Origin of the sequence: Caballeronia sp. LZ001, assembly GCF_031450875.1 — a bacterium.
In the GTDB taxonomy this organism is placed as follows: Bacteria; Pseudomonadota; Gammaproteobacteria; order Burkholderiales; family Burkholderiaceae; genus Caballeronia.
The window spans coordinates 4,666,952-4,687,579 of record NZ_JARTVX010000004.1 but is presented as its reverse complement, the minus strand read 5'-3'; the positions used below and the strand labels follow the sequence as shown (position 1 = coordinate 4,687,579).

Here is a 20,628-nt window from a genome sequence, read left to right as displayed (position 1 = left end):
CGCTGATGCGCTCCGCTCTTCACCACAGGCCGCGTGGCAACATCCCCTTCCGCTAACGCACGATGACATCGGGTTTTTTAATAAGATGGAAATCGGTCGAGGTCTCCTGAACCTGCAATCGTTTCAGCGATTCGCCCGGATCCTTGCGAGCAAGGACGTTCATCGCGTGTTCGTATCCGCGCGCCTGGTTAAGCTGAATCGCGACATCAGAGAAGTCATAATCCCGCGAAGACGGCTCACCTGGTGGTCCCTCACGCACAAATCGCACGACGCTCGTCTGTACACCATCGCCCATCAGTTGAATGTATCTGGGCCGTTGCGTAATTTTTTCCCTGACAGCCGGCTCAAGCTGGTCAAGAATGGTCCGGATCAAGCCACGATAAGCATCCGTCAATTCGCGCGTGCGCAGATCGTTACGCACCCTCTCCGAATAGACGATCTCGTCGCGGCGTGCCATCACTTCCATCATGTTCTTCGGTAACGCTTTTTCCCCAGCGAACAGATCTACGATGAAAACGCGTTTCCCATCCGGACCGCAGCGATCGATCACGAGATCAAGCGGGGAGTTGCTGACAACGCCTCCGTCCCAATACGGTTTGCCATTCACGAACGTCCAGGAAAATCCTGGCGGCAAACTTCCGCTGGCAAGGATATGGTCTGGTGTCAGTTCGTCAACGTAACTGTCGAATACCTCAAGCTCTGCGTTCAGCACATTGACTGCGCCCACCAGCAGCCGTACCGGGCTCGTCCCGAGCGCCTGGAAATCCACGTATTTCGTCAGCAGCCGTTTCATCGGCGTCGTATCGTAGAAACTTGTCCAGTTCCAGGGCGCTACCCAAGGCCTGTCGAACGAAAACATCCAACGCGGCCGGAAGAATTCGGGCACACCGAATTGCAGGATCTGCATGGCAGTCGTCGCACGCCTTAGCTCTTCCGAAGGCATCTGTGGTGATGCGACCTGAAGTTCGGACCAGAACGATTCGAGTGCGGCGGTTGCATTGCGCGGATTGCTGGCAATGATTGCGCCATTAAGCGCACCAATAGATATACCCGCCACTATTTGCGGGTATATCTGGTGTTGCTCGAGCGCCCGAACAACGCCACACTCGAACGCCCCAAGTGCTCCACCGCCCTGAAGAATCAGGACCGTCTGGCTGGCCAACTGATCGAGCACGAAATCGGGGTCGTGCAGCCTCTCCTTTTCATCATGCACATTCGTTCGGTAGCGAATGAGCCCCTCGACCAGGCGGGTTTCGCTGGGCGGACGGCCGAACGAGAAAACAGCACGAGGTACGTCGTTTTTCAGATAAAATTGTGCAAAGGAACGTTGGTCTAACGCTCCTCGGCCAATCCGCTCGTCCGTATCTAAGGGATCTCCAAGTACATCGAAGCTGATATCGCCGACTTCGCAGAAAAAATAAGACACCTGGTCGTATCGCATGCGCTTGTCAAGCATGTTCATGGCGGCCAGGCGTCCCTGCTTCACAGCGTTATCCCAGTGCTCGATATGCCGACGGCGTTGAAATACCGGATCAAAAAAACTCACTGCATCCCCAGCTGCAAAAACGTTAGCGACACTGGTTCTCAATTGCTCATCGACGACGATCCGTCGCGCCTCCAGAGCAATCCCACTACCGCCCAGGAATTCCGTAGCAGGCTCGACGCCGACACAGGCAACCACGAAGTCACAGGCTATACGTGCACCGGAAAAGGTTTCGACTTCCTTCACGTCACGGTCACCATAAAGTGCCACGATTCCGTCGCCGAGGCGAACCGAGACTCCGTATGCTTGCGCATGCCGCCTGAAAAACTCCGCCAGCTTGTCCGATTCGAGATGCCTGAGCAAGCGGTCGTCCCTCTCGATCACCGTTACATTCAGGCCAAGTTCACGTAGCGACATGGCAAGCTCCATGCCCAGAAAACTGCCGCCGACAATAGCCACGCTTTCGGCATCTGATGCTGCTTGCCTGATTGCCCAGCCATCCTCTACCGAACGGAGCGTATAAACCCTGCCGAGACTGGCACCCCGCCCAACGAATCGCTTCGGCCGAACACCAGTTGCTATTAGAAGTTTCCCGTACCCGATTTCCTGGCCGTCACTTGTCTCAATGTGTTGCTCAGCAGGATTGACAGATACCACCCGAGTGTCCAGCGCAAGACCGATTTCATGCTCCCGGTAAAATTGTTCGGAATGCACAAAGATCTGCACGTCATCCGCCTCGCCTAGCAGGTAACGTTTCGACAGGGCGGGTCGGTGGTAAGGCAACCGTTGTTCGGCCGAAACCAGCAGGACGGAACCCGTCGCACCCTCCCGCCTTAACGTCTCAGCCGCCATTGCATTTGCCAGCCCGCCTCCGATGAGAAGAAAATCAGCATGCTGATTCGCCACTGATAGCGCCTCCTGCCGTTAGTCGGCCCGCCTTTCGGGGCCGTCAAGTCCACTTCGTGCGCACAAGCCAGCGGCGCGCGCGCCCTCAGTCATTGCATGAACCAGCCGTGGCTGACAATAAACGACTGTCCTGTGAATGCCGCCGTGGGAAAGGACGAAAGAAACAGCACCGTCTGCGCTACGTCCTCCACTGTCGTGAATACCCCGTCCACCGTGCCACCCAGCATCACATTTCTGACTACTTCGGCTTCGCTGATTCCCAGCTCTTTGGCCTGTTCAGGTATTTGCTTGTCCACCAGGGGTGTGCGCACGAATCCCGGACAGACCACATGCGATCGAACGTTGTGCTTCGCGCCTTCCTTCGCCAGTACTCGCGCCAGTCCCAATAACGCGTGCTTGGCCGCTACATACGCCGACTTCAGCGGCGACGCCTCATGTGAGTGTACGGAGCCCATGTATATCACCACCCCGCCGCGATCGTCTCGATACATATGCCTAAGCGCCGCTTTCGTGGTCAGGAACGCTCCATCCACGTGAATTGCCTGCATCTTTTTCCAGTCAGAAAACGCATAGCTCTCGATCGTGTTCACAATCTGGATGCCCGCGTTAGACACCAGAATGTCCACCGATCCCAATTCAGACACCGCTCGGTCAATTCCGTGATTCACCGCGTCCTCGCTGGTGACGTCCATCGCCAGCCCGATCGCCTTACCCCCCCGCCCGATGATCTCTTCAGCCACCATATTTGCACCGTGCTCGTTCAGGTCCGCAATGACCACCGCCGCGCCCGCCTGTGACAGCGTCAGCGCAATCTCTTTGCCGATTCCACTTGCCGCGCCTGTGATAACTGCAACCTTACCGCTCAAGTCGTTCAACATATTTGCGCTCCACAACGTCATCCGGAAATACCACTCAGGTCAGGTAGTCGTGAACCACTTCGCCAAGACCGAGCGTGAGATCGGCGATGAGATGCCGGGCCTCCACGATTTCGAGAACAGGTAAATGCGCAACTGGCGCCAGCGCGTGGGACGCCAGTGTCAACGCGGCAGGGCCGCCCCACGCGCCCTTCATCGTGATGTCTTCGAGGTAGTAACGAACAAGCTCACAGATGCGCGGTGAGCCATCGACATGCGGAACAATCTTCAACAGAAAGTTGGGCATGGCCAGGCGCTTCGCCTGCTCGACAACGTCGAGTTCCCGATGCTTGTAGCCCATCGTCCCGGTCGCAACCCTCACGGGACCATAATCCAGTGTACCGACGAGAGTGTCGATGTGTGTTTCAAGCGTCGGCGACGCCAACTTCTTTGGGAATCCCCACAGCTCTCAACCGCCGGCGATGGGCGGATGGTCGTTCAGGTACATGGCATGCGTGTAGCTCCCGGGAACCCCGTCGTGTTCCACCGGAATCACCTGACCACTCTCTGTGTAATCGCCGAAACCCGTCGAATCGGCCATTCGGATAAATTCGTACTGAACGAGTGGCTCGGTAATCGTGAGTGGTTCGGGCACCACTTCGCGCAAACGGTCAGGGTCCGTTCGATAGGTAATGATGAAAAACTCGCGATTGACGAAACGATACGGTCCCATGGGGAATGCGGGACTCGTGAGTGGCATCGCAAAGGCGTTTGATACAACGGCATCGATTTTCATCTGCTTCCCTTTCCCTGCCAGTGTGGCTACTGAACGGATGAATTCTGACTTATACCAAGCCTCTGTCAGCGGCCGCCGGCAATTCGGCAGGGTATGGACAGCAGCGACTGGTTCGTCCGAGTGTTGAGATTGCCTGCAAATAATTCAGCAGTCAATGAATTTAATAGAGACGACGGCAAACAGGCACGGTGCCAGAGGATGCGACCGGGACTACGTCCTGCCTAGGCAAAGCGGCCGTCGAGCACCGCTTGCGTGAAACTACGGATCATCGGACGCGCCTCGAACGCTGGACCTTCCGGAGGAACCAGTCGGTCACCACTGCGAATTCAGACCGAGCATGCTTAGCACCACCCCGAGTACCGCGCGCTTGAATGCCCGAGGCCGGGCAGGGAGCGACGAGAATGACTCGAGCACGTGGCTGTAGGAAACGGTCTTGCTGATCGCGTTGACTATCATCCAGTACACAACTTCTGGATCGCTTTTCGGTAATTCCCCAGATCTCATGGCATCGTCAAGCAGCGGAATCATCGCATCGTGGTGGGGACGCACCAGTCGCTCTACAAGAAATGTCAGCCGCTCGCCCTGCTCCGTTGCGGCGGTCGAGAAGAACAGTCCGATATCTGGCTCAAGGAAGACGCGGTCGACAAGTATCGTCAGCGCATGCATGACCCTTTCGCAACGTGACAACCCTGTCTTTCGGAGATTGGCAATCGCCTCTATCATTGGCACGGCTTCGGTGGCGATCTGGTCAACCACAGCCGCCCACAAATCATCCTTCGAGCCAAAATAATGGGCCATCAGTGCAGGATCGACTCCCGCGTCGCGCGCAATCTCTCGTACGCTCGTCGCCTCAAATCCGCGTCTTGCGAAAACTTTCCGTGCATGCTTGAGCAAAGCCGCGGCATCAACGGTCGCGCTCCGCGCTGGACGGCCACGTGAACGACGCCCATTGACTGCTGGTGTTACAGACTGTCGCAGCGAAATGCTCATCTTTGTTCTGGCTCAGGTCAATGTGATTGAGGCAAGTTTACCTCACTCGCGCCGGCCATCTTCGCGGACCAACGTTTTTGCCAGTTGACGTTGACACGTCCCTTCCCATACCATACCCCATAATTCATCACACGAAGAAATTACCTGAGAATTCACGCATACGTTCTGAACCGAGGCCGGCGCGTCGTTTCCGGCGTCTGCTGTCCGACAGATTTGGTTCGCCCGGAAAAAGGACTTCATCGCGGCGTTGTGCAAGAGGAGTCCCCAGGCTGCTACCGGTGAAGCCCTCCACTTGTCTCGGGGGCGAACGTATCGTGATCGCTCTGACGAAATTCGCCATCTTTCCCGAGACCTCGTATGACTTTCTTTCTGTTGACGTGACGAATGCTGCCGGCCATGTTCTGCTGACACGAGCAGCCGGGTCTATTCAGGACAGGCCCGAGCCTCCAAGGGAAAATTCAACTGTCCGTCAAACAGATGATTCCCGATCGCGAGCAGTGCTTTATCAGTGTTCTCATTACGACTATGTACGACGACGACACCATCACTCTCGTTACAGACGCGCCTGTAGCTTGGGGAAGTCGACGGCTCGTGTATATCCATCCGGCGAAACCGAGTCTGCTTCTCAAGGTTGCCCACAGAATGAAGCCTGCACACGGTGGTCTGGGTAGACTGGCCGGAACTGGACGTCGGCTCCTCGCGATCTATGACCAAATGGTCATGCTGAGGCGTGAAGTTACCGAGTACCAACGGGTCGACCAGCTCAACGGAGGTTTTCTTCAGATCTGCCATGGCACTCTTCGAACTGATATCGGCATAGCACTCATTGTCGAGGCTATTCGAACACCATCGGGATCACTCGCTCCTACGCTCCATGAGCTTATCACTACAGGCCGCTTCAGAGGTCGGGTGCGATTGGCTCTTGAACCCTTTATAGGACAACTACTTCCAGTCCCGCCGTGCTGGTCGACATTCATACCCGGAACGTCGTTTACGATGAACTCGTGAACCGGTTCGTCCTCATTGACGGAATCGGGGATAAAACGCTTTTGCCGTTGCGTTCCTGGAGCCGTATGATCAATCGACGTTCCAAGCTCAAATATGTCGACCGATTTCTCAGAGAGATCGAAGTTATTAGCGCGTCCATCGCAGATTTCTCTAGGTCTCCGTATTCGCCTCCGGCTAACAAACGGCAAACTGTATTCGATCCCCGCCTCGTTAAATAAGTATGCCGGTCCGTCGCAGGACCGCTGGCCCCGACGACCGCGTAACAGTACGCGCCCGCCTGCAGATCCGCCGTTCGACGCGTGGCCCGTACACTATGTGGAGTTCGAAGCCGGCGGCAGCGCCGCTACACAGCAGAAAGCGGGCAATACATGCCATGCACAACTGCAATGCGCGACTGATGGCAACTATCGGGAGATGGTTCAGGCACAGCAACAGCTGGTCGCCCTTCCGGCAGCACAAATCGCAGCAGCGGCGAGCAGTATCGTTGAATTCGGAGCACGGTATGCCCGCAGACGGGGTCAATACTCGGCGGAAGAGTGTTACACAGGCGCACGGCACGCTGGCCGAAACAGTGGAAGCTGCCTAGCATGCCGCGCGCGGTGACGTTGTCCTGCGGCACACCATAGCGGCTCACGCGACACCGTTGGTTCTCTTTACGGTCCGTCCTGGTGCCCGATAAACATCGATCCCTGAACGGCGGATTGCAGAAAGCGGATTGACCATCCGGAAGCCCGTGATACCGCACTGCGTCGGTGCGGATTCGAGGATAAGATGCCGCGAAACGCCCCTTGGTCTGAGGCGTTCTCACTTGACTGCGTCGCTACAACTGGGAATCTCGATAGTCTCCAGATTGATTTGCTCGCTGCCTGAAAACTTGCGTCGCACAATTCATCATTCAATGAAATAATGATCGACGTTAGGTGCGATTTCTCAAGATAGTTCAAGCATTCAATGACCACAACGGACGTGCGCGTTAGCGGTGCGATAGCGAACAGTGCCCACCGATTTTGGAAGAACAATTTTCAGCTGTCGAACCCCATGCGATCTACGTGCAATCTCGCCCTTTCCGGCTTTCTATTGTGTGTCTGCTTACTACTCCCCCCCTTCGCTAGGGCGGCTGATGCTTCCGATACGAAGGCGGCGTCAACAGTGCCCGCATCCCTGACGGCCCCCGATGTCGACGCCCTTTTGGAGGAACTGCAAGCTGGTCAGAACAAGCTCAGGCAGCGCGCTGCGGAGGCGACCAGAGATGCGGAACTCGCCGAATCGGATGCACTCGCCCGGGAAATGACCGACAAGGTCCAGCTCTTGCTGGCCACTTCGCTAATGCCCTGGCATGCAAAACTGCAGGAGCAACTTGATGTGCTGGCTCCTGTGCCCACCCCCGGCGCAGAGCCGGAAACGCCAGCTGTTGCGTTACAACGCCGTACGCTGGGCGGCCGGCTATCGCAGCTGGACGTTCAAATCCGGCAGGCCCAGTCCATTCGAGATAACCTGGCAAAGCTGCATAAACAGATCAGCCGTCTCCAGCATGACAGGCTAAGCGACCTACTCGCGTTGCGCTCCAGCAGCATTCTGCAACCCAGGTTCTGGGCACCACTGGTTAAGCCCGATCCCGGGGACTCGGAAGCGTTTTGGTCCTTCAATGCCCTGTTGCTCAAGCAATTTCGGTTTGCGTGGCAAACCGCCCGGTGGCCGACCACCGCGCTGCTTCTTCTGTCTGCGTTTGCCTTCTGGGCCGTCGGACCACGTGCATTCGAATCGGCCATTGCCTCGCTATGCCTGCGTCGACTGCCAGAGGGTAGGTTAAGGCGAAGCGCACTGGCGATCGCAACCACGATCGCCAGCGTCGTATCGACCGCCTGTGTGGTGGAGATCACTTATGTCGCCATGACCCGGCGGCATCCTCTGGTGCCACCGCTCGACCAGGTGGCAGAAAATGTGATGCGCCTGTCGCTGATCTGCGCCTCCGTCTCCGGCCTCGGACGGGCGCTGCTGAGCGCGAAACGTCCGTCCTGGCGCCTGCCGGTAATTGCTGACGAAGTGGTCCTCGCGATAAGTCCAATTCCCCGCCTACTGGCCGTACTCCTCATTGTTTTCGGCACCGTAGAGCAGATCAACAGGGTCATCGACAGCAGTCTCGAGGTTACGCTGTTCGCTCGCGGCCTGGTCTCGCTGGTTGTGGTATTGGTCATCGGCGCTGCGCTGATCCGGGTCAATCGCGTCCGCAACACGATGGCAGCGGCGGGCAAACCTCCCGAAGCCCGGTCGACGCTTGCCGGAATGCTCCACGCCGGCATCACGGTCACGGTCGTAGTAGCACTGTTCGCATTGCTAGCTGGCTACATCACATTATCCCGCTTCCTTACCTATGAGTTGGTGTGGGTCAGTCTCGTTCTTTGCAGTTTCTATCTGCTCACGCGGCTCACACAGGATGTTTTCGAAAACCTGTTCTCGGTTCAGCATGCCAGCGGAAAGACGTTCAGGAACCTCTTTGGCGTCGAGGAAGCGCATCTCGACCAGACGTCAACGGTGCTGTCCGGATTGGCGACGAGTCTTTTACTCTTTGTCGCGGTCGTCGCGCTCTTGACGGGTGGATTCGGCACGACTCCGGCAGATCTTTTCAACGACATCGTCGAAGTTTTCGGGGGCGACCGGCTACGCAGCCTGAACATCGTTCCCTCTCGCGTGCTCAATGCGGGACTGACGCTCGCTGTCGGACTGTATCTGCTGCGCTCGGTGCATCGCTGGCTGGACCGCAAGTTTCTGCCCAAGACCGGCATGGGTGTCGGCATGCGGGCGTCGCTGCTGGCATTATTCACCAATATCGGCTATGTCGCCATCGCGCTGCTCACGCTGTCAGCGCTCGGCGTACGATGGGATAACCTTGCCTGGGTGGTCAGTGCCCTGTCGGTAGGCATCGGGTTCGGCCTGCAGGAAATCGTGAAGAATTTTGTATCCGGACTGATCCTGCTAACCGAGCGACCAGTCAAGGTCGGTGACATGGTCAGCATCAGCGGCGTCGAAGGCGACATCCGACGTATTAACGTCCGCGCGACCGAAATCCAGCTTGCCGATCGGTCAACGGTGATCGTGCCAAACTCGCAGTTGATCTCCCAGAACCTGCGCAATGTGACGATGGGCAACACCAGCCTGGGGGTCGCCACACTCATCCTGATTTTCCCGCTTGACATCGATCCGGAGCGGGTTCGGGATCTTCTCTTGCAGACATTCCTGGACCACCCCGCCATCCTGGAGCAGCCGGGACCGTCGGTTCTTTTTAGCGACCTGACGCCTGCGGGTATTACGCTAAGCGTTACCGGCTACGTGCGTAGTCCCCGGATTACGGGCAGTGCCAAAAGCGATCTTCTCTTCGAGGTGCTCAGACGACTGCGCGACGCCGGCATACCGTTGTCCAACCCGCAAACACTCGTGGTCCGCCGCTCGCAGCATGATAATCTTGAGCAGCAGCCTTCCGAAACGCGTGCCTTCGCAGAATCGGAGGCGAAAAACTGCACACCGGATGTGTCTCCGCAGAATTAGTTATGCCGCCTTCCATCAAGCGACGATGTTGATTAAACACTACAAGCATCATGGGTCGGGCAGTGTGTCTTGCGACTGCGCCCTGATGACGGGCGAGGTAAATGCACGTTGGGACCGCTTCGTCGAGAAACGAAGATGATCCTTTCTTGCGGCGTTTCGACCTGCATGCGTTGTATGTCCTGGCGTTATCTAAATGCGACGCCAGGTGAAAGGCCGTCCTGGCGACGCGAAAATTTTCGTGCAACAGCGGTTGAACTGATGGCATTGAGACACAAACTTCACATTTCATGTCGTGAGCAATGTTGGCCAGCTTCGGCCTGCGTCCGCAAATCACGCGAAGAACCTCCGCCACCTCTGTCTAAGACGCCTGACACGCCCGGTCATTCGCAGCGCGGCAGCTAAGCAGACAGATTGCTTGCGGTCGGGTGATGACGCCCGACCGGGCATCTGTCTGCTCGGCTCTGGCAGTGCCTGCGTCCAAGGTTCACGAGGAAGGTGATCGATCGCATTTCTACCGTTGATTGCACACCAATCTTTCTCAATGCCAGGATCCGGGCACTCGTGACTATTTCGGTCATGCCCAGGGAAAAGCACGCGCGGGCGATGACTATCTGGGGCATGGGCGTGACGATTGGACCAATTCTCGGCCCTATACTCGGGGGCTGGCTTACAGACAGTTATAACTGGCGCTGGGTGTTCTACGTGAATGTGCCTACCGGCATCGTTGCCTTCCTCGGCATCCTGATCTTTATGAATGAGACTCCGGTATCCGCTCGGCGGCTCGACCTGTTTGGCCTCGCGACCTTAAGCATTGCCATCGGATCGCTCCAGCTCTTCCTCGATCGCGGAGGAGTGCAGGACTGGTACGGCTCAGTCGAGATCTGGATCGAGTCATTGACCGCGCTCATCATCTTTGCATTCTTTCTCGTGCACACGCTAACGGTCGAAACGACCTTTAATCGTGCCCCGGCGCACGACCGCAACTTTGTCACCGGCTGTTCCATATACTTCATCGTCGGTGCTGTATTGTATGCAACCCGTGCGCTTCTTCCACCGTTGTTGCAGAACCTGATGCTGTATTCCGTCGTCGCATGGGTTTGGCGACCGCACCCAGCGGAGCAGGCTCAATGATCGCGATGACGCTCGCGGGACGTCTCGTCGGTCCGCTCAAGGCGCGCAACCTTATCGCAATCGGTTTCGCCGTCGCGGCGTTTTCGCTCTGGCAGATGGCTGGCTACAACCTGTTCGTGAGCGAAAGCACGGTGATCTGGTCGGGCTTTCTGCAGGGGCTCAGTATCGGCCTGACCTCCGTACCACTGACAACCGCCACCTTTTCGACGCTCGATCCGCAGTTGCGTGGAGATGGCACCTCAATCTACAGCCTGAGCCGCGACATCGGCAGCAGTATCGGCATTTCCTTTGTGCAAACCGAACTGACGCGCAATACGCAGATTGCCTACGTTGACGATTTCAAGCTGCTGTTCGTCCTTAGTCTTGCGGTCATACCTTTCGTGGCCCTCATGCGACCACGTCCCGCCCAGCCCGACACTTCGTCAATGGTGGAACATTGAGAGCACGGCCATTGTCGTTCGCGTCGAAGCGTGTTCGTTCAGGCTAACAAAACGAATGGATTCGGAGAACACTTCCTGACGTAGCGGCATCATCAGAACCGGCAGGCCAAGAGACAGGCTAAGCGCTTGCTATCTGCCAGTGGCCCTACCGTTAGGGCTGTTTAATTCGCTGAATGAAGTTCAAGCAGACCAAACAATAGCCGAATCCGAAAGATTTTTTGCGAGTACCAAACTTTTGGCCTCGCCATGCGCCCGGAAGCTCATACACTGATGACGCTTTAGACGAGCGCGTTGCCGACGTTCTATCGTTCGCGCTCCTGCCGCCCTTGGCCGGCATCACAACGATTGACTTCCACGAAGGCTTGGCGACCGTGCGCACGAGACGTTGTAAATCGGGGCGTGGCCTGCACAATCGGTCGATCCGATGCCAATCACGTCGAAGACACTATGCGCATCAGCGAAGTTCAGATCGATCGGCTTGGAAACTGCGAACATCTCAGCGTGACGTCGAGCTTGCGCCGGAACATGAGGCCGATATCGGTGCCGACACGGCACACGCGGCAGTCCTCGTTTCCAGCCCACACGCAGGAGGCCCCATCAAGATTGATGTCCACGGTGCAGCGCACGCGCTGGATGTCAACTACGCGCCCCCCGAATACCCTGCACCTTACTGCGGAGCTTGGGCATGCCGTTCCCTGCAAACGACCGAAGGCGGCCCATCTCCAGTGGGCCCCGCGTGCTGCTGCGAGCTGCGTCGCTGGTGTCGACATGTTACGCCTTGTCGAAACTATCCTTCGAATGCCTGTTCAGCCACCGCATCGACCACTGTACCGCGTCTTTGATCGCAGCTTCCGGAGAGTCAAACCGTTCCGCGGGAAAGCGCCGGCTGGTTACCACCGCCCGCTTCGAAGGTCGCGTGATCACCGCCGTCGCGCAAAAGCGTCCGTCAGGCATGCGTAGCGGCTCGCAATGGACGCTGTACTCGCCGCGCGACAACATCACCTTGGTCATTTCGATGTTCAGATCAATACCCTGACGGCCGTGGCTATCCGTTCGACCAGCCCGGCCCGCCATGGCAGTGGGCATGCCCGTCGCAGCTATTTTGCAGTCGGCACCCATATCTGGATCGCTAACGTAATTCATCAACCGATTAATATTACAGCAGCATGATCTGTATTGCCAGCAGGTGCCTGAGGAGCGACAGAACCCATGAGGAACTTTCGCAGACGCGATCGCGTACGGTCGGTGTACTTCGTCGGGGGCCGGCAATCGGATGGCTGAACAAGTCGCCCGGATCGACCGCCAGCCGCGGAATGGCAGTTTCATTCAGGGCTGCAAGAGGATCCGGGTGATTGAGCGATCCGTCCCCGAACTGTTCCTATCTGGTGCGTGACGCCATTGCGGAGACAGCAAAATCCCGTTTCCGGCCGCATCGTCAACGGAATGCCAAATTCTTCATATAATGAATTACTCGTTGGTAGCGTGACCGTGCCCATCACGGCGAAGGTTGGGGCTCAGCGGGACTGAGACCTCAATAGTTCGCTCCTGGCCACCGACATCCACGCTGACGCTCCAGTAGGCAGGCTAAAAGGGCTTACGATGAAAGCTGCGAGCGGGTGGTGCTGATCGAGGGGCTGAAGAGGAACTCTCACGCCCCTTCTAGTGGAGTCGCCGGATCTGAAGATAGATCAAGATTGTCCTATGTACGCAGCCTGCGGCGGGAATTTCCAGGCTTCATCGTCGCGGACGGGCGTGGTTCCATCTTGCCGGGGCTATGGTCCATCCAAAGATTCTCACCTCCCGGGAGAGCACATGCGCTGGGTGATTCTGTTGATCTTCATCGCTTGCACCGCCTACGCGCACTGGCGGGGCAAGGTTCGGCATGGGTTCTTTCGCCAGCTTTCTGATCATTCGACATTCATGTCGCCGCTGAACAGCTTTGTCTACCTGTTTTCGCGCGTGCCTTCCACGCCCTATCTTCAACCGTCGCTGTTTCCCGAACTGGCGCCGATCAAGGCGCAATGGGAAGCGATTCGCGCCGAAGCCGTGGCACTTCATGACGCAAGCAAAATCCAAGCGTCCGGTAAATACAACGACATCGGTTTTAATTCCTTCTTTCGGCGCGGCTGGCAGCGTTTCTACCTGAAATGGTATGACCATCCGCATCCGTCCGCCGTCGCGACGTGTCCGAATACGCTGGCAGTCTTGCGGAACATTCCGACCGTCAAGGCCGCCATGTTCGCGACGCTGCCGCCTGGCGGCACGCTCACGCTGCATCGCGATCCGTACGCTGGCGCGCTGCGCTATCACCTCGGACTCGTAACGCCGAACGACGACGGCTGCGCGATCATCGTCGACGGCGAACGCTATTCGTGGCGCGATGGAGAGGAGGTCGTATTCGACGAAACATATCTGCACTGGGCCGAAAACAAGACAGAAAGGCACCGCATCATTCTGTTCTGCGATATCGAGCGGCCCATGAAATACCGCTGGGCGCAGGCCTTCAATCGCGCCATTGGTGGCTTTGTTATGCGCGCCGCCGCATCGCCGAATGCGATCGGTGACCGCACTGGCTGGCTGAATCGGGCATTCAAATACCTCTATTTGATCCGACTCGCCGGCAAGCATCTGAAGGCGTGGAACCGGACTGCGTACTACATCGTAAAGTGGTTATTGTTTGGCGGAATCGCAGTGGCGATCTTTTGGCGCTACTGAATGCGAGACGGCGGTGCACAAGCACATCTACTACCGCAAGAATTACAGCCCTTCCGCTCTGAGCACTCGCGCGATATCGGCGGTTGGCGGTTCAGTTCCATTCGGCCTGACCAGTGTGCCTGGTGAGGCAAGGCGATCCTCGCCCGAAGAGCACCGCTTTCATAGGCCTCCCATAGGCACTCGACGGTCATCAGTCGCTTGGGACACGCGTGGAACGAGCTACGGAAAATCTCATTGAAACCCTTTGTCCTCCCCGTTTGAAATCGAATGTCGTAGGGCAAAGCCGCTAAGCGGGATCGGCCAGTCCAGTCGCGAGGGAACTCAACGAAACACCCCCTCGCCGGTCTGCTCGAACGCATCGGCCGCACGAAGGACTGTGCATTCGTCGAAATGGGCGCCAACCAGCATCAAGCCGACCGGCCGCCCGTCGATGCCACCGCAGGGCAGCGACAACGCCGGGTGGTGGGTGAAATCGAACGGCGCCGTGTTGAGCGCCATCGGATGCGACGTCTTCAATTCCACCTCGACGCTCGTCGATGCGTCCGGCAAGCGCGTCGCGGCCATCGGCGTCGTCGGCATCAGCAAAAGGTCGACCTCGTGCAGCGCGGCGTCGTACTGTCGCCGTAGCACGCGACCCGCATTAATGCCGCTTCCGTAACCGGCATAACCGATATGACGCCTGACATGCTCCGAGATGACGAAGAAGAGCTTGACACTGGCCGGCGCCTGTTCGACGTCCGCCGCGTGGTCGTGCGCCCATTGCATCAGCGAGACCGGGTACTGGTCGTGGCGGCCGATGCCGAACCCGTTTCCCCTCAACGCGGTTTCGCTCATGCCCGTCCAGCCGATCGCGCTCCAGATGTCGAAGCCGTTCAGGTGCAGGGGAATCGATACGTCGACCACCCGCGCGCCCAGTTTCCTGAGGACCGATGCCGCGTAGCGCACGCGCCGGCCTACCGCCGGATCGCTGCCGGGCACATCGAACCCCTCCTTCAGCACGCCGATCGTCAGACCCTCCACGCCCGCCCCGATCGCCGCTTCGTAAGCGTCGGACCGCTGGTCGCCCCGCTGGCGCGGATCGACGTCGTCCGGCCCGGCGATCACGCTCAACAGCAGCGCCGCGTCGGCGACCGTCGCGGTCATCGGGCCCACGTGATCGAACGATGCATCGAGCGACGGTATCCCGGTGTACGGCACGAGTCCATAGGTCGGCTTGATGCCCACGATGCCGCTGAACGAGGCCGGTAACCGGATCGAACCGCCCTGATCGGCACCGATCGCCATGTCGACCTCGCCGGTCGCGACCAGCACGGCCGAACCGGACGACGAGCCGCCCGACGAAAATCCTTCGGCCCACGGATTCAGGATCGGTCCCGCGCTGCACGTGTGGCTGTTGCCCGAAAAGCATAGATACTCGCAATGCGCCTTGCCCGCGATAATCCCGCCCTCCGCCAGGATCCGCTTGACCACCTCGGCATCGGTCTCGGGAATATAGCCATCGAAAATGTTCGCGCCGATCATCATCGGCAGGCCCGCCACCGGAACGCTATCCTTGATCGCGATGCGGCGGCCCGCGAGACGGCCGCCCGCCGCCTCGACGATATGGGACTTCACGTGCCACGCGTTGTGTATGTTGTCCGCGCCACCGGGCTTCGCATATTCGCGGCCGGCGGGCACCGGCCGCGCCCCCTGCGCCGCGATCTCGAAGACGTTGCCGTAATTGCGCACGCTGTTTGCTACGACGTCGGCGTAAAACCCGGCGTCGCTCGCGCCGATGCCGAGCCCGAGTTGGGCGGAAATCCGCAGGACATCGTCCGCAGACGGGGCGGGAATGTTCGCGACGCGCGCCGCATGGCCCGGCTGTATGCTATTCAAGTCATCCTCTCTATCGGTCAATATGTGAAAGGCTCGACGCGCGCAAGCCCGCGTTCTCTTCCGGTTGCGCGGAACGCGCCTCGAGCGGGTGATTGGACATCAGTGCAACGAGCGCCGCCTCGCCGATTCCATCGGGATTGACGTCGGCCACGACCTTGCCCTCGTACATCACAAGGCACCGGTCCGCGATGCGCCTGAGTTCCGCGAGTTCGGTCGAATACAGGAGCACCGCGCCGCCCGCCGCGCAGAAGTCCTCGATCGCGCGGTACAGAACCTCCTTCGTGCCGACGTCGACGCCACGCGTCGGGTCGTACAGCAGCAGGGTCCTCGCGCCGGTCATCAGCGCCCTGGCCAGCAAGGCTTTCTGCTGGTTGCCGCCCGACAGGTCCTCGATACGAAACCGGAGATACCGCTCCTGCAGTTCGACCTGCGACGCCGCCGCTTTCGCCGCTCGGATCTCCTTCCAGATCGACACGATCCCCAGCCGTCCCAGACGCCCCGAAATCGGCAGCGTGATGTTCGCCGCCGTCGAGAGGTTCGGAAAAATGCCTTCCGTCTTGCGGTCCTCTGCGACGTAGGCGATCCCCTGTTGCGTACGCAACGCATGACGCGGACTGCGCAGACGAATCGCGCGCCCGTTTAGCACGATCTGGCCGCCAGTGGGCTCTGCCTGGCCGCTCAGCGTCTGGAAGAGCTCGCGCTGCCCCTGCCCCTCGAAGGCGGCGACCCCAAGAATCTCGCCGCCCGCCACTTCAAGTGACACGCCGTGCAGGCCCCGACCGGTCAAGTCGTTCAGCACTAGCGACCTCGCACGTCCCGGCGCGGCGGCGCGCGCCCGCAGCCCGCGTTGCGACAAGCCGGAGCGGCCGACCATCATCCCGAAGATATCGCCGTCGCTGACTTCGGCGAGCGACACAGTCGCCACGCTCTTGCCGCTTCGCAGCACCGTGGCCGTGGACGCGAGTTCGCGGATTTCCGACAGGCGGTGCGAAATATAGAGCACCGCAGTGCCGCGCGCGGTCGCCTTGCGTACCAGCGAGAAAAGCCAGTCGACGTTGGCGAGCGCGGCAGTCGGCTCGTCGAGGATCAGCAGAAGCGGATTGCCGTGCATCGCGCGCACGATTTCGAGCCGCTGTCGGGATGCGAGCGACAGGTCGCCGGCGAGACTGCAACTCGAAATGTCGTCGATGCCGTGGTCCAAGAGAATCGCGGCGACGCGCTCCTCCATCAGCCGGGTCGCGACCGTGCCGCCCATGCGACGCAGCGAGCGCGGCAGAAAGAAATTCTGCGCGACCGTCAGATTGGGAATCAGGCTCAGCTCCTGAAAAGCGGTATGCACGCCTGCCTGCCGCGCGCCGACCGGATCCCGGGGTGCATACGGGCGCCGCATGATGCTCAGCGATCCTGCATCGGGGGCGACGACCCCAGACAGTACCTTAACGATCGTCGACTTTCCCGCGCCGTTCTCGCCCAGCAGCGCCTGGATTTCGCCTGCTGCAATCCGAAACGACACGCTCTCGAGCGCGACCGTCGGGCCGTACGCCTTCGATATCGACCGCAAATCAACGGAAATTTCGCTTTTGCTCATCGCACACTCCGAAACGGCAAACACGAGATCACGGCTGGACTGTGGCCTTGACCTTCGTCAGCTTGTACCGGTCGGCGGCCGGCGCGCAGTCGCCGCAATTGATGCCGGGCTCGTTCGGCGCGACAACGATCTGCGCGGGCAGCGGCTGGATCGTCGCGCCCGCGACTGGCTTGCCCGTCAGCGCGGAGTCCAGATCGATCTCGGGCAGCAGCGTCTTGTCGTAGATCTCGTCCGCGAAACCGTCGGGGACGAGATTCGCGGCGAACGTGTTGCAGCCGTCTGCGATGGTCTTGCCGTTGCATAGCTTCACCTTGTCGGCAGTCACCCACGGCAACGGATACTGAATGTTGGTCGGCTTGAGATCACGCTTGCCGGTCAACACTTCCATCATCAGCTTGAATGCGTAGCCGGAGGTGGCCGGCGGCGCGCCGGACGAAACGCCTGTGAGCCCGTTCGACGTGTAGTTCTTGTTGAGCAGCCCGAGCCGAAAGCCGTTCATGTTTTCGCCGGTGACCGGAATCAGCTTGTGTCGGGAATCGACAAGCGCTTTCAATACGCCGGCCTCGCCGCTTTCGGACCAGATGCCCTCCACGTCCGGATGAGCCGCGAGCGCCTTCAACGTCTCCTTCTGGCTGATCCGGTCGTCCCACATTCCATAGTACTCAGTTAGCACCTTGATGCCAGGATATTTCGAGAAGACCGATTCCGCACCATCCGCGTGTCGCTTGTCGAGCGACGTGCCGGGCACGCCGCGGTTCATGAAGATCTTGCCTTTGCCGCCCAGCATGTTGACCAGCGCCTGGGCCGTATTCTCGCCGAAGCCCGCGGACACGTAACTGACGTTGTAGACACAGGGCTCGGTCACCGTGGCGTCGGCCATGAAAAACTTCACGCCCTTTTCGCAACCGCGCTTGATCGTGCGGTTTAGAGCCGTCGGCGAAATCGGAAAACTGATGATGCCGTCGGCCTTCGCGTCGATCATGCTTTCATACGCGGCGATCTGCGCCTGCGGATCGGTGCCGGAGATCACGACCTTCAGATCGACCATCTTGTCGTAAGGCGGCGTGCTGGCGAGCGCCTTGACGATATTCGCGTACTCGCTCATGAAGCTGTTCCCCGTATAGCTCAGGCTGAGGAATATCTTGTATTTACCGGTGTGCGGCGCCGGGGTTTGCGCGTCCGATACCCCGGTCGCCAGCGCGAGCGCGCTGGCCAGCAGCGCAGTCAACAGAACAATTTTCATTTTTCCCGCTTTCATGAGTTTATGAGCCTTTAAAAAGGGTTGTTCGTGCAACCGGATCGGTCATCGGGACGACGGCTGCGCGAGCAGCGCCAGCGCGATGACGCCCCCCGAAATGACCAGCCGCCAACCTTGTTCGAGCCCGGTCGCGCCAATCAGCGAATCGATCGTGCCGAGAAAGCAGATGCCGACAATCGTTCCGACGAAATTTCCGCGTCCGCCGAGGATTGAAGAGCCGCCCACGACCACCGCGGCGATTGACGGCAGCAGATAGGGGTCGCCCATCGTCAACGTGGCGCCGCCCGAATAGCCGCACAGCAGGATCCCGCTGATCGCGGCCAGCATCGCGCTGCACGCATAGACGCCGATCAGCGTCCCCGCGACCGGCACGCCGGCGACGCGCGCGGCTTGCGCGCTTCCTCCTATCGCATACAGATGCCGGCCGAATACCGAACGACTCTGCAACGCAATGCCGATCAGGCAAACCAGCGCGAATATCAGTACGATGTTCTGGACGCCGGCCGTGCGGCCCTTGACGATCGACACCACCAGCGCCGGCGCGTCGCCGACCGGGCTCGCGTTTGTATAGCCGAGCGCGACCGATGCCACGATGATCCCGATGCTCATCGTCATCATGAAAGCCGGAATCCTGAACGCGGCGATGCCGATGCCGTTCAGGCAGCCGATCACGCCGGCCATCAATACGATCAGCACGAGGAACTGCCATTGATCCGCGTGGGCGCCGCTCAGCAATGACGTGGTCATCACGCCGCCAAACATGAAATTGGCCGAGACCGACAGGTCCAGCCCGCCCGACAGGATGACGAGCCCCTGCCCGAGCGCGACGGGCAGCAAGAACGTCCCGAGGATCAATACTGTCTCGGCTTGATTCCACGAACCGAGAGCGGGTGAAATCAACCGGGACGCGAAGATGCAGACGACCGTCAGCACGGCCAGCACGACCGTGGCCACGGTTTCGGGCGTCGTGCGGCGAGCGCGCCGCCCGTCCCGGCCCGCTTCGATGGGGTCGGAAACGTCGACTCTCGCACTCATGCTTCCGCTCCGCTATGGCGCGCCTGCGTCAGGCCCCGCTCGCAAAGGATCGCGGCAATCAGCAGCAAGCCCTGGCACAGCCCCGTGTAGAACGACGAAATCCCCATCGCCAGCAACATCTTCTGCATCAGAAGCAGCACGCCGGCGCCGATCATCGACCCGATCACGCCCCCCTGCCCTCCGGTCAGGCTGGTCCCGCCCAACGCGACGGCCGCGAACGACAGCAGCAGAAACGGTATGCCGGAGTTCGGATCGCCGGTCGCGGTCTGCGCGCTGAGCAGGAAGCCCGATGCGCCATAGCAGACGCCCGCCACGACGAACGCCAGGCAACGCGCCCTTCTGGTCGGGACGCCGGACAACGTGGCGGCCACTTCGTCCGCACCGGTCGCGTAAATCCATACGCCCACATCCGTATGCTTGAGGAACAGCCATAGCGCGGCGAATACGCAGACGACCATCGCGGTAATCGGCATGCCGAACAAGGTGTCGGTCATGGTCATGCTGATGAAGTCGGCGACCGAGCCGCCCGGAACCGGCATGATCAGCAACGCAATGCCCTGCGTGACAATCATTGTCGCCAGCGTGGCGGCAATGGGCTGGATACGGCGGTATGCGACCAGGTAGCCGTTCACTAGACCGACGGCCGCGCCAACAACTGCACACAGCAGAAACGACGCGACAGCACCGCCCGGCCCCGGCAACGGATAAGTGGCGACCAGCACGTTCGCGACCGCGATCGTTCCCGCCAGCGATAGGTCGAATCCGCGCGACAGAATCACGACGGTTTGTCCCGCCGCCGCGAGCGCCAAGGGCGCCGAGTTGTTCGCCAGATTCATCACCGACGAAACGTCGAGCGCGTCCGGATCGAAGACCGCGTATACCGCGAGCATCGCCATGTAGATGAGCGCGGCGAGCGACACGCCGCGGGTACCCCATTCCCTTAGCATTCCTACTGGACCTGCGTTGGTGCCGTGATTTCGATGGATGGTCATTGGGTGCTTCCGAA

General features: G+C 59.5%; 15 protein-coding genes and 1 pseudogene. 6 read left to right on the top strand and 10 right to left on the bottom strand.

The genetic code is table 11. The annotated features are described in order from the left end of the window. Positions 1–52: 52 nt before the first annotated feature. From P9292_RS32945 to P9292_RS32930, 4 genes and pseudogenes are all read right to left on the bottom strand, one after another. Positions 53–2,389 carry an FAD-dependent oxidoreductase gene (locus tag P9292_RS32945; RefSeq protein WP_309963204.1) on the bottom strand — a complete coding sequence of 779 codons (2,337 nt, stop codon included), beginning with the start codon at positions 2,387–2,389 and terminating at the stop codon, positions 53–55. A gap of 89 nt (positions 2,390–2,478) precedes the next feature. Next, a complete protein-coding gene (locus tag P9292_RS32940) occupies positions 2,479–3,267 on the bottom strand; it encodes a 3-hydroxybutyrate dehydrogenase (RefSeq protein WP_309963202.1) in 789 nt (262 codons plus the stop codon). Between the two features lie 34 nt (positions 3,268–3,301). After that, positions 3,302–4,039 (bottom strand): annotated as a pseudogene (locus P9292_RS32935) (acetoacetate decarboxylase). A gap of 312 nt (positions 4,040–4,351) precedes the next feature. Further along, complete coding sequence (locus P9292_RS32930) at positions 4,352–5,029, bottom strand: helix-turn-helix domain-containing protein (protein WP_309963200.1); 678 nt, start codon at positions 5,027–5,029, stop codon at positions 4,352–4,354. A 477-nt stretch (positions 5,030–5,506) separates the two neighbouring features. Here P9292_RS32930 and P9292_RS43320 point away from each other — a divergent pair, with 477 nt between their 5' ends. From P9292_RS43320 to P9292_RS32910, 5 genes are all read left to right on the top strand, one after another. Beyond that, positions 5,507–6,037: a YrbL family protein gene (locus tag P9292_RS43320; protein WP_409015261.1), complete on the top strand. Its 531-nt coding sequence runs from the start codon at positions 5,507–5,509 to the stop codon at positions 6,035–6,037. After that, positions 5,989–6,255 carry a YrbL family protein gene (locus P9292_RS43315; RefSeq protein WP_409015259.1) on the top strand — a complete coding sequence of 89 codons (267 nt, stop codon included), beginning with the start codon at positions 5,989–5,991 and terminating at the stop codon, positions 6,253–6,255. The genes P9292_RS43320 and P9292_RS43315 overlap by 49 nt, the downstream gene beginning before the upstream one ends. An 820-nt stretch (positions 6,256–7,075) precedes the next feature. After that, positions 7,076–9,580, top strand: coding sequence for a DUF3772 domain-containing protein (locus P9292_RS32920; protein ID WP_309964263.1), 2,505 nt, complete (start codon positions 7,076–7,078; stop codon positions 9,578–9,580). A gap of 495 nt (positions 9,581–10,075) precedes the next feature. Further along, positions 10,076–10,711 (top strand): MFS transporter, encoded by a 636-nt coding sequence (locus tag P9292_RS32915; RefSeq protein ID WP_309963196.1) that lies wholly within the window; start codon positions 10,076–10,078, stop codon positions 10,709–10,711. Beyond that, complete coding sequence (locus tag P9292_RS32910; protein WP_309963194.1) at positions 10,708–11,151, top strand: hypothetical protein; 444 nt, start codon at positions 10,708–10,710, stop codon at positions 11,149–11,151. The genes P9292_RS32915 and P9292_RS32910 overlap by 4 nt, the downstream gene beginning before the upstream one ends. Positions 11,152–11,922: 771 nt before the next feature. Here P9292_RS32910 and P9292_RS32905 read toward each other — a convergent pair. Next, positions 11,923–12,294: a hypothetical protein gene (locus P9292_RS32905; protein ID WP_309963192.1), complete on the bottom strand. Its 372-nt coding sequence runs from the start codon at positions 12,292–12,294 to the stop codon at positions 11,923–11,925. A gap of 669 nt (positions 12,295–12,963) precedes the next feature. Between P9292_RS32905 and lpxO the strand changes: the two genes are divergently transcribed. Then, positions 12,964–13,866 (top strand): lipid A hydroxylase LpxO, encoded by a 903-nt coding sequence (gene lpxO, locus P9292_RS32900; RefSeq protein ID WP_309964260.1) that lies wholly within the window; start codon positions 12,964–12,966, stop codon positions 13,864–13,866. A gap of 321 nt (positions 13,867–14,187) precedes the next feature. Here the strand turns inward: lpxO and P9292_RS32895 are convergent, their stop codons facing one another. From P9292_RS32895 to P9292_RS32875, 5 genes are read right to left on the bottom strand one after another with little or no spacing between them, the layout of a single operon-like run. Beyond that, positions 14,188–15,762, bottom strand: a complete 1,575-nt coding sequence (locus tag P9292_RS32895) for an amidase (RefSeq protein WP_309963190.1) — start codon at positions 15,760–15,762, stop codon at positions 14,188–14,190. Continuing rightward, on the bottom strand, positions 15,752–17,329 hold the full coding sequence (locus tag P9292_RS32890) for a sugar ABC transporter ATP-binding protein (protein WP_309963188.1): 1,578 nt from the start codon (positions 17,327–17,329) through the stop codon (positions 15,752–15,754). The genes P9292_RS32895 and P9292_RS32890 overlap by 11 nt, the downstream gene beginning before the upstream one ends. A gap of 28 nt (positions 17,330–17,357) precedes the next feature. Beyond that, positions 17,358–18,572: a sugar ABC transporter substrate-binding protein gene (locus P9292_RS32885; protein WP_309963186.1), complete on the bottom strand. Its 1,215-nt coding sequence runs from the start codon at positions 18,570–18,572 to the stop codon at positions 17,358–17,360. 60 nt (positions 18,573–18,632) lie between these two features. Beyond that, positions 18,633–19,622 carry an ABC transporter permease gene (locus tag P9292_RS32880; protein WP_309963184.1) on the bottom strand — a complete coding sequence of 330 codons (990 nt, stop codon included), beginning with the start codon at positions 19,620–19,622 and terminating at the stop codon, positions 18,633–18,635. Next, positions 19,619–20,614, bottom strand: coding sequence for an ABC transporter permease (locus P9292_RS32875; protein WP_309963182.1), 996 nt, complete (start codon positions 20,612–20,614; stop codon positions 19,619–19,621). Before P9292_RS32875 ends, P9292_RS32880 begins: the two co-directional genes overlap by 4 nt. Between the last annotated feature and the right edge of the window lie 14 nt (positions 20,615–20,628).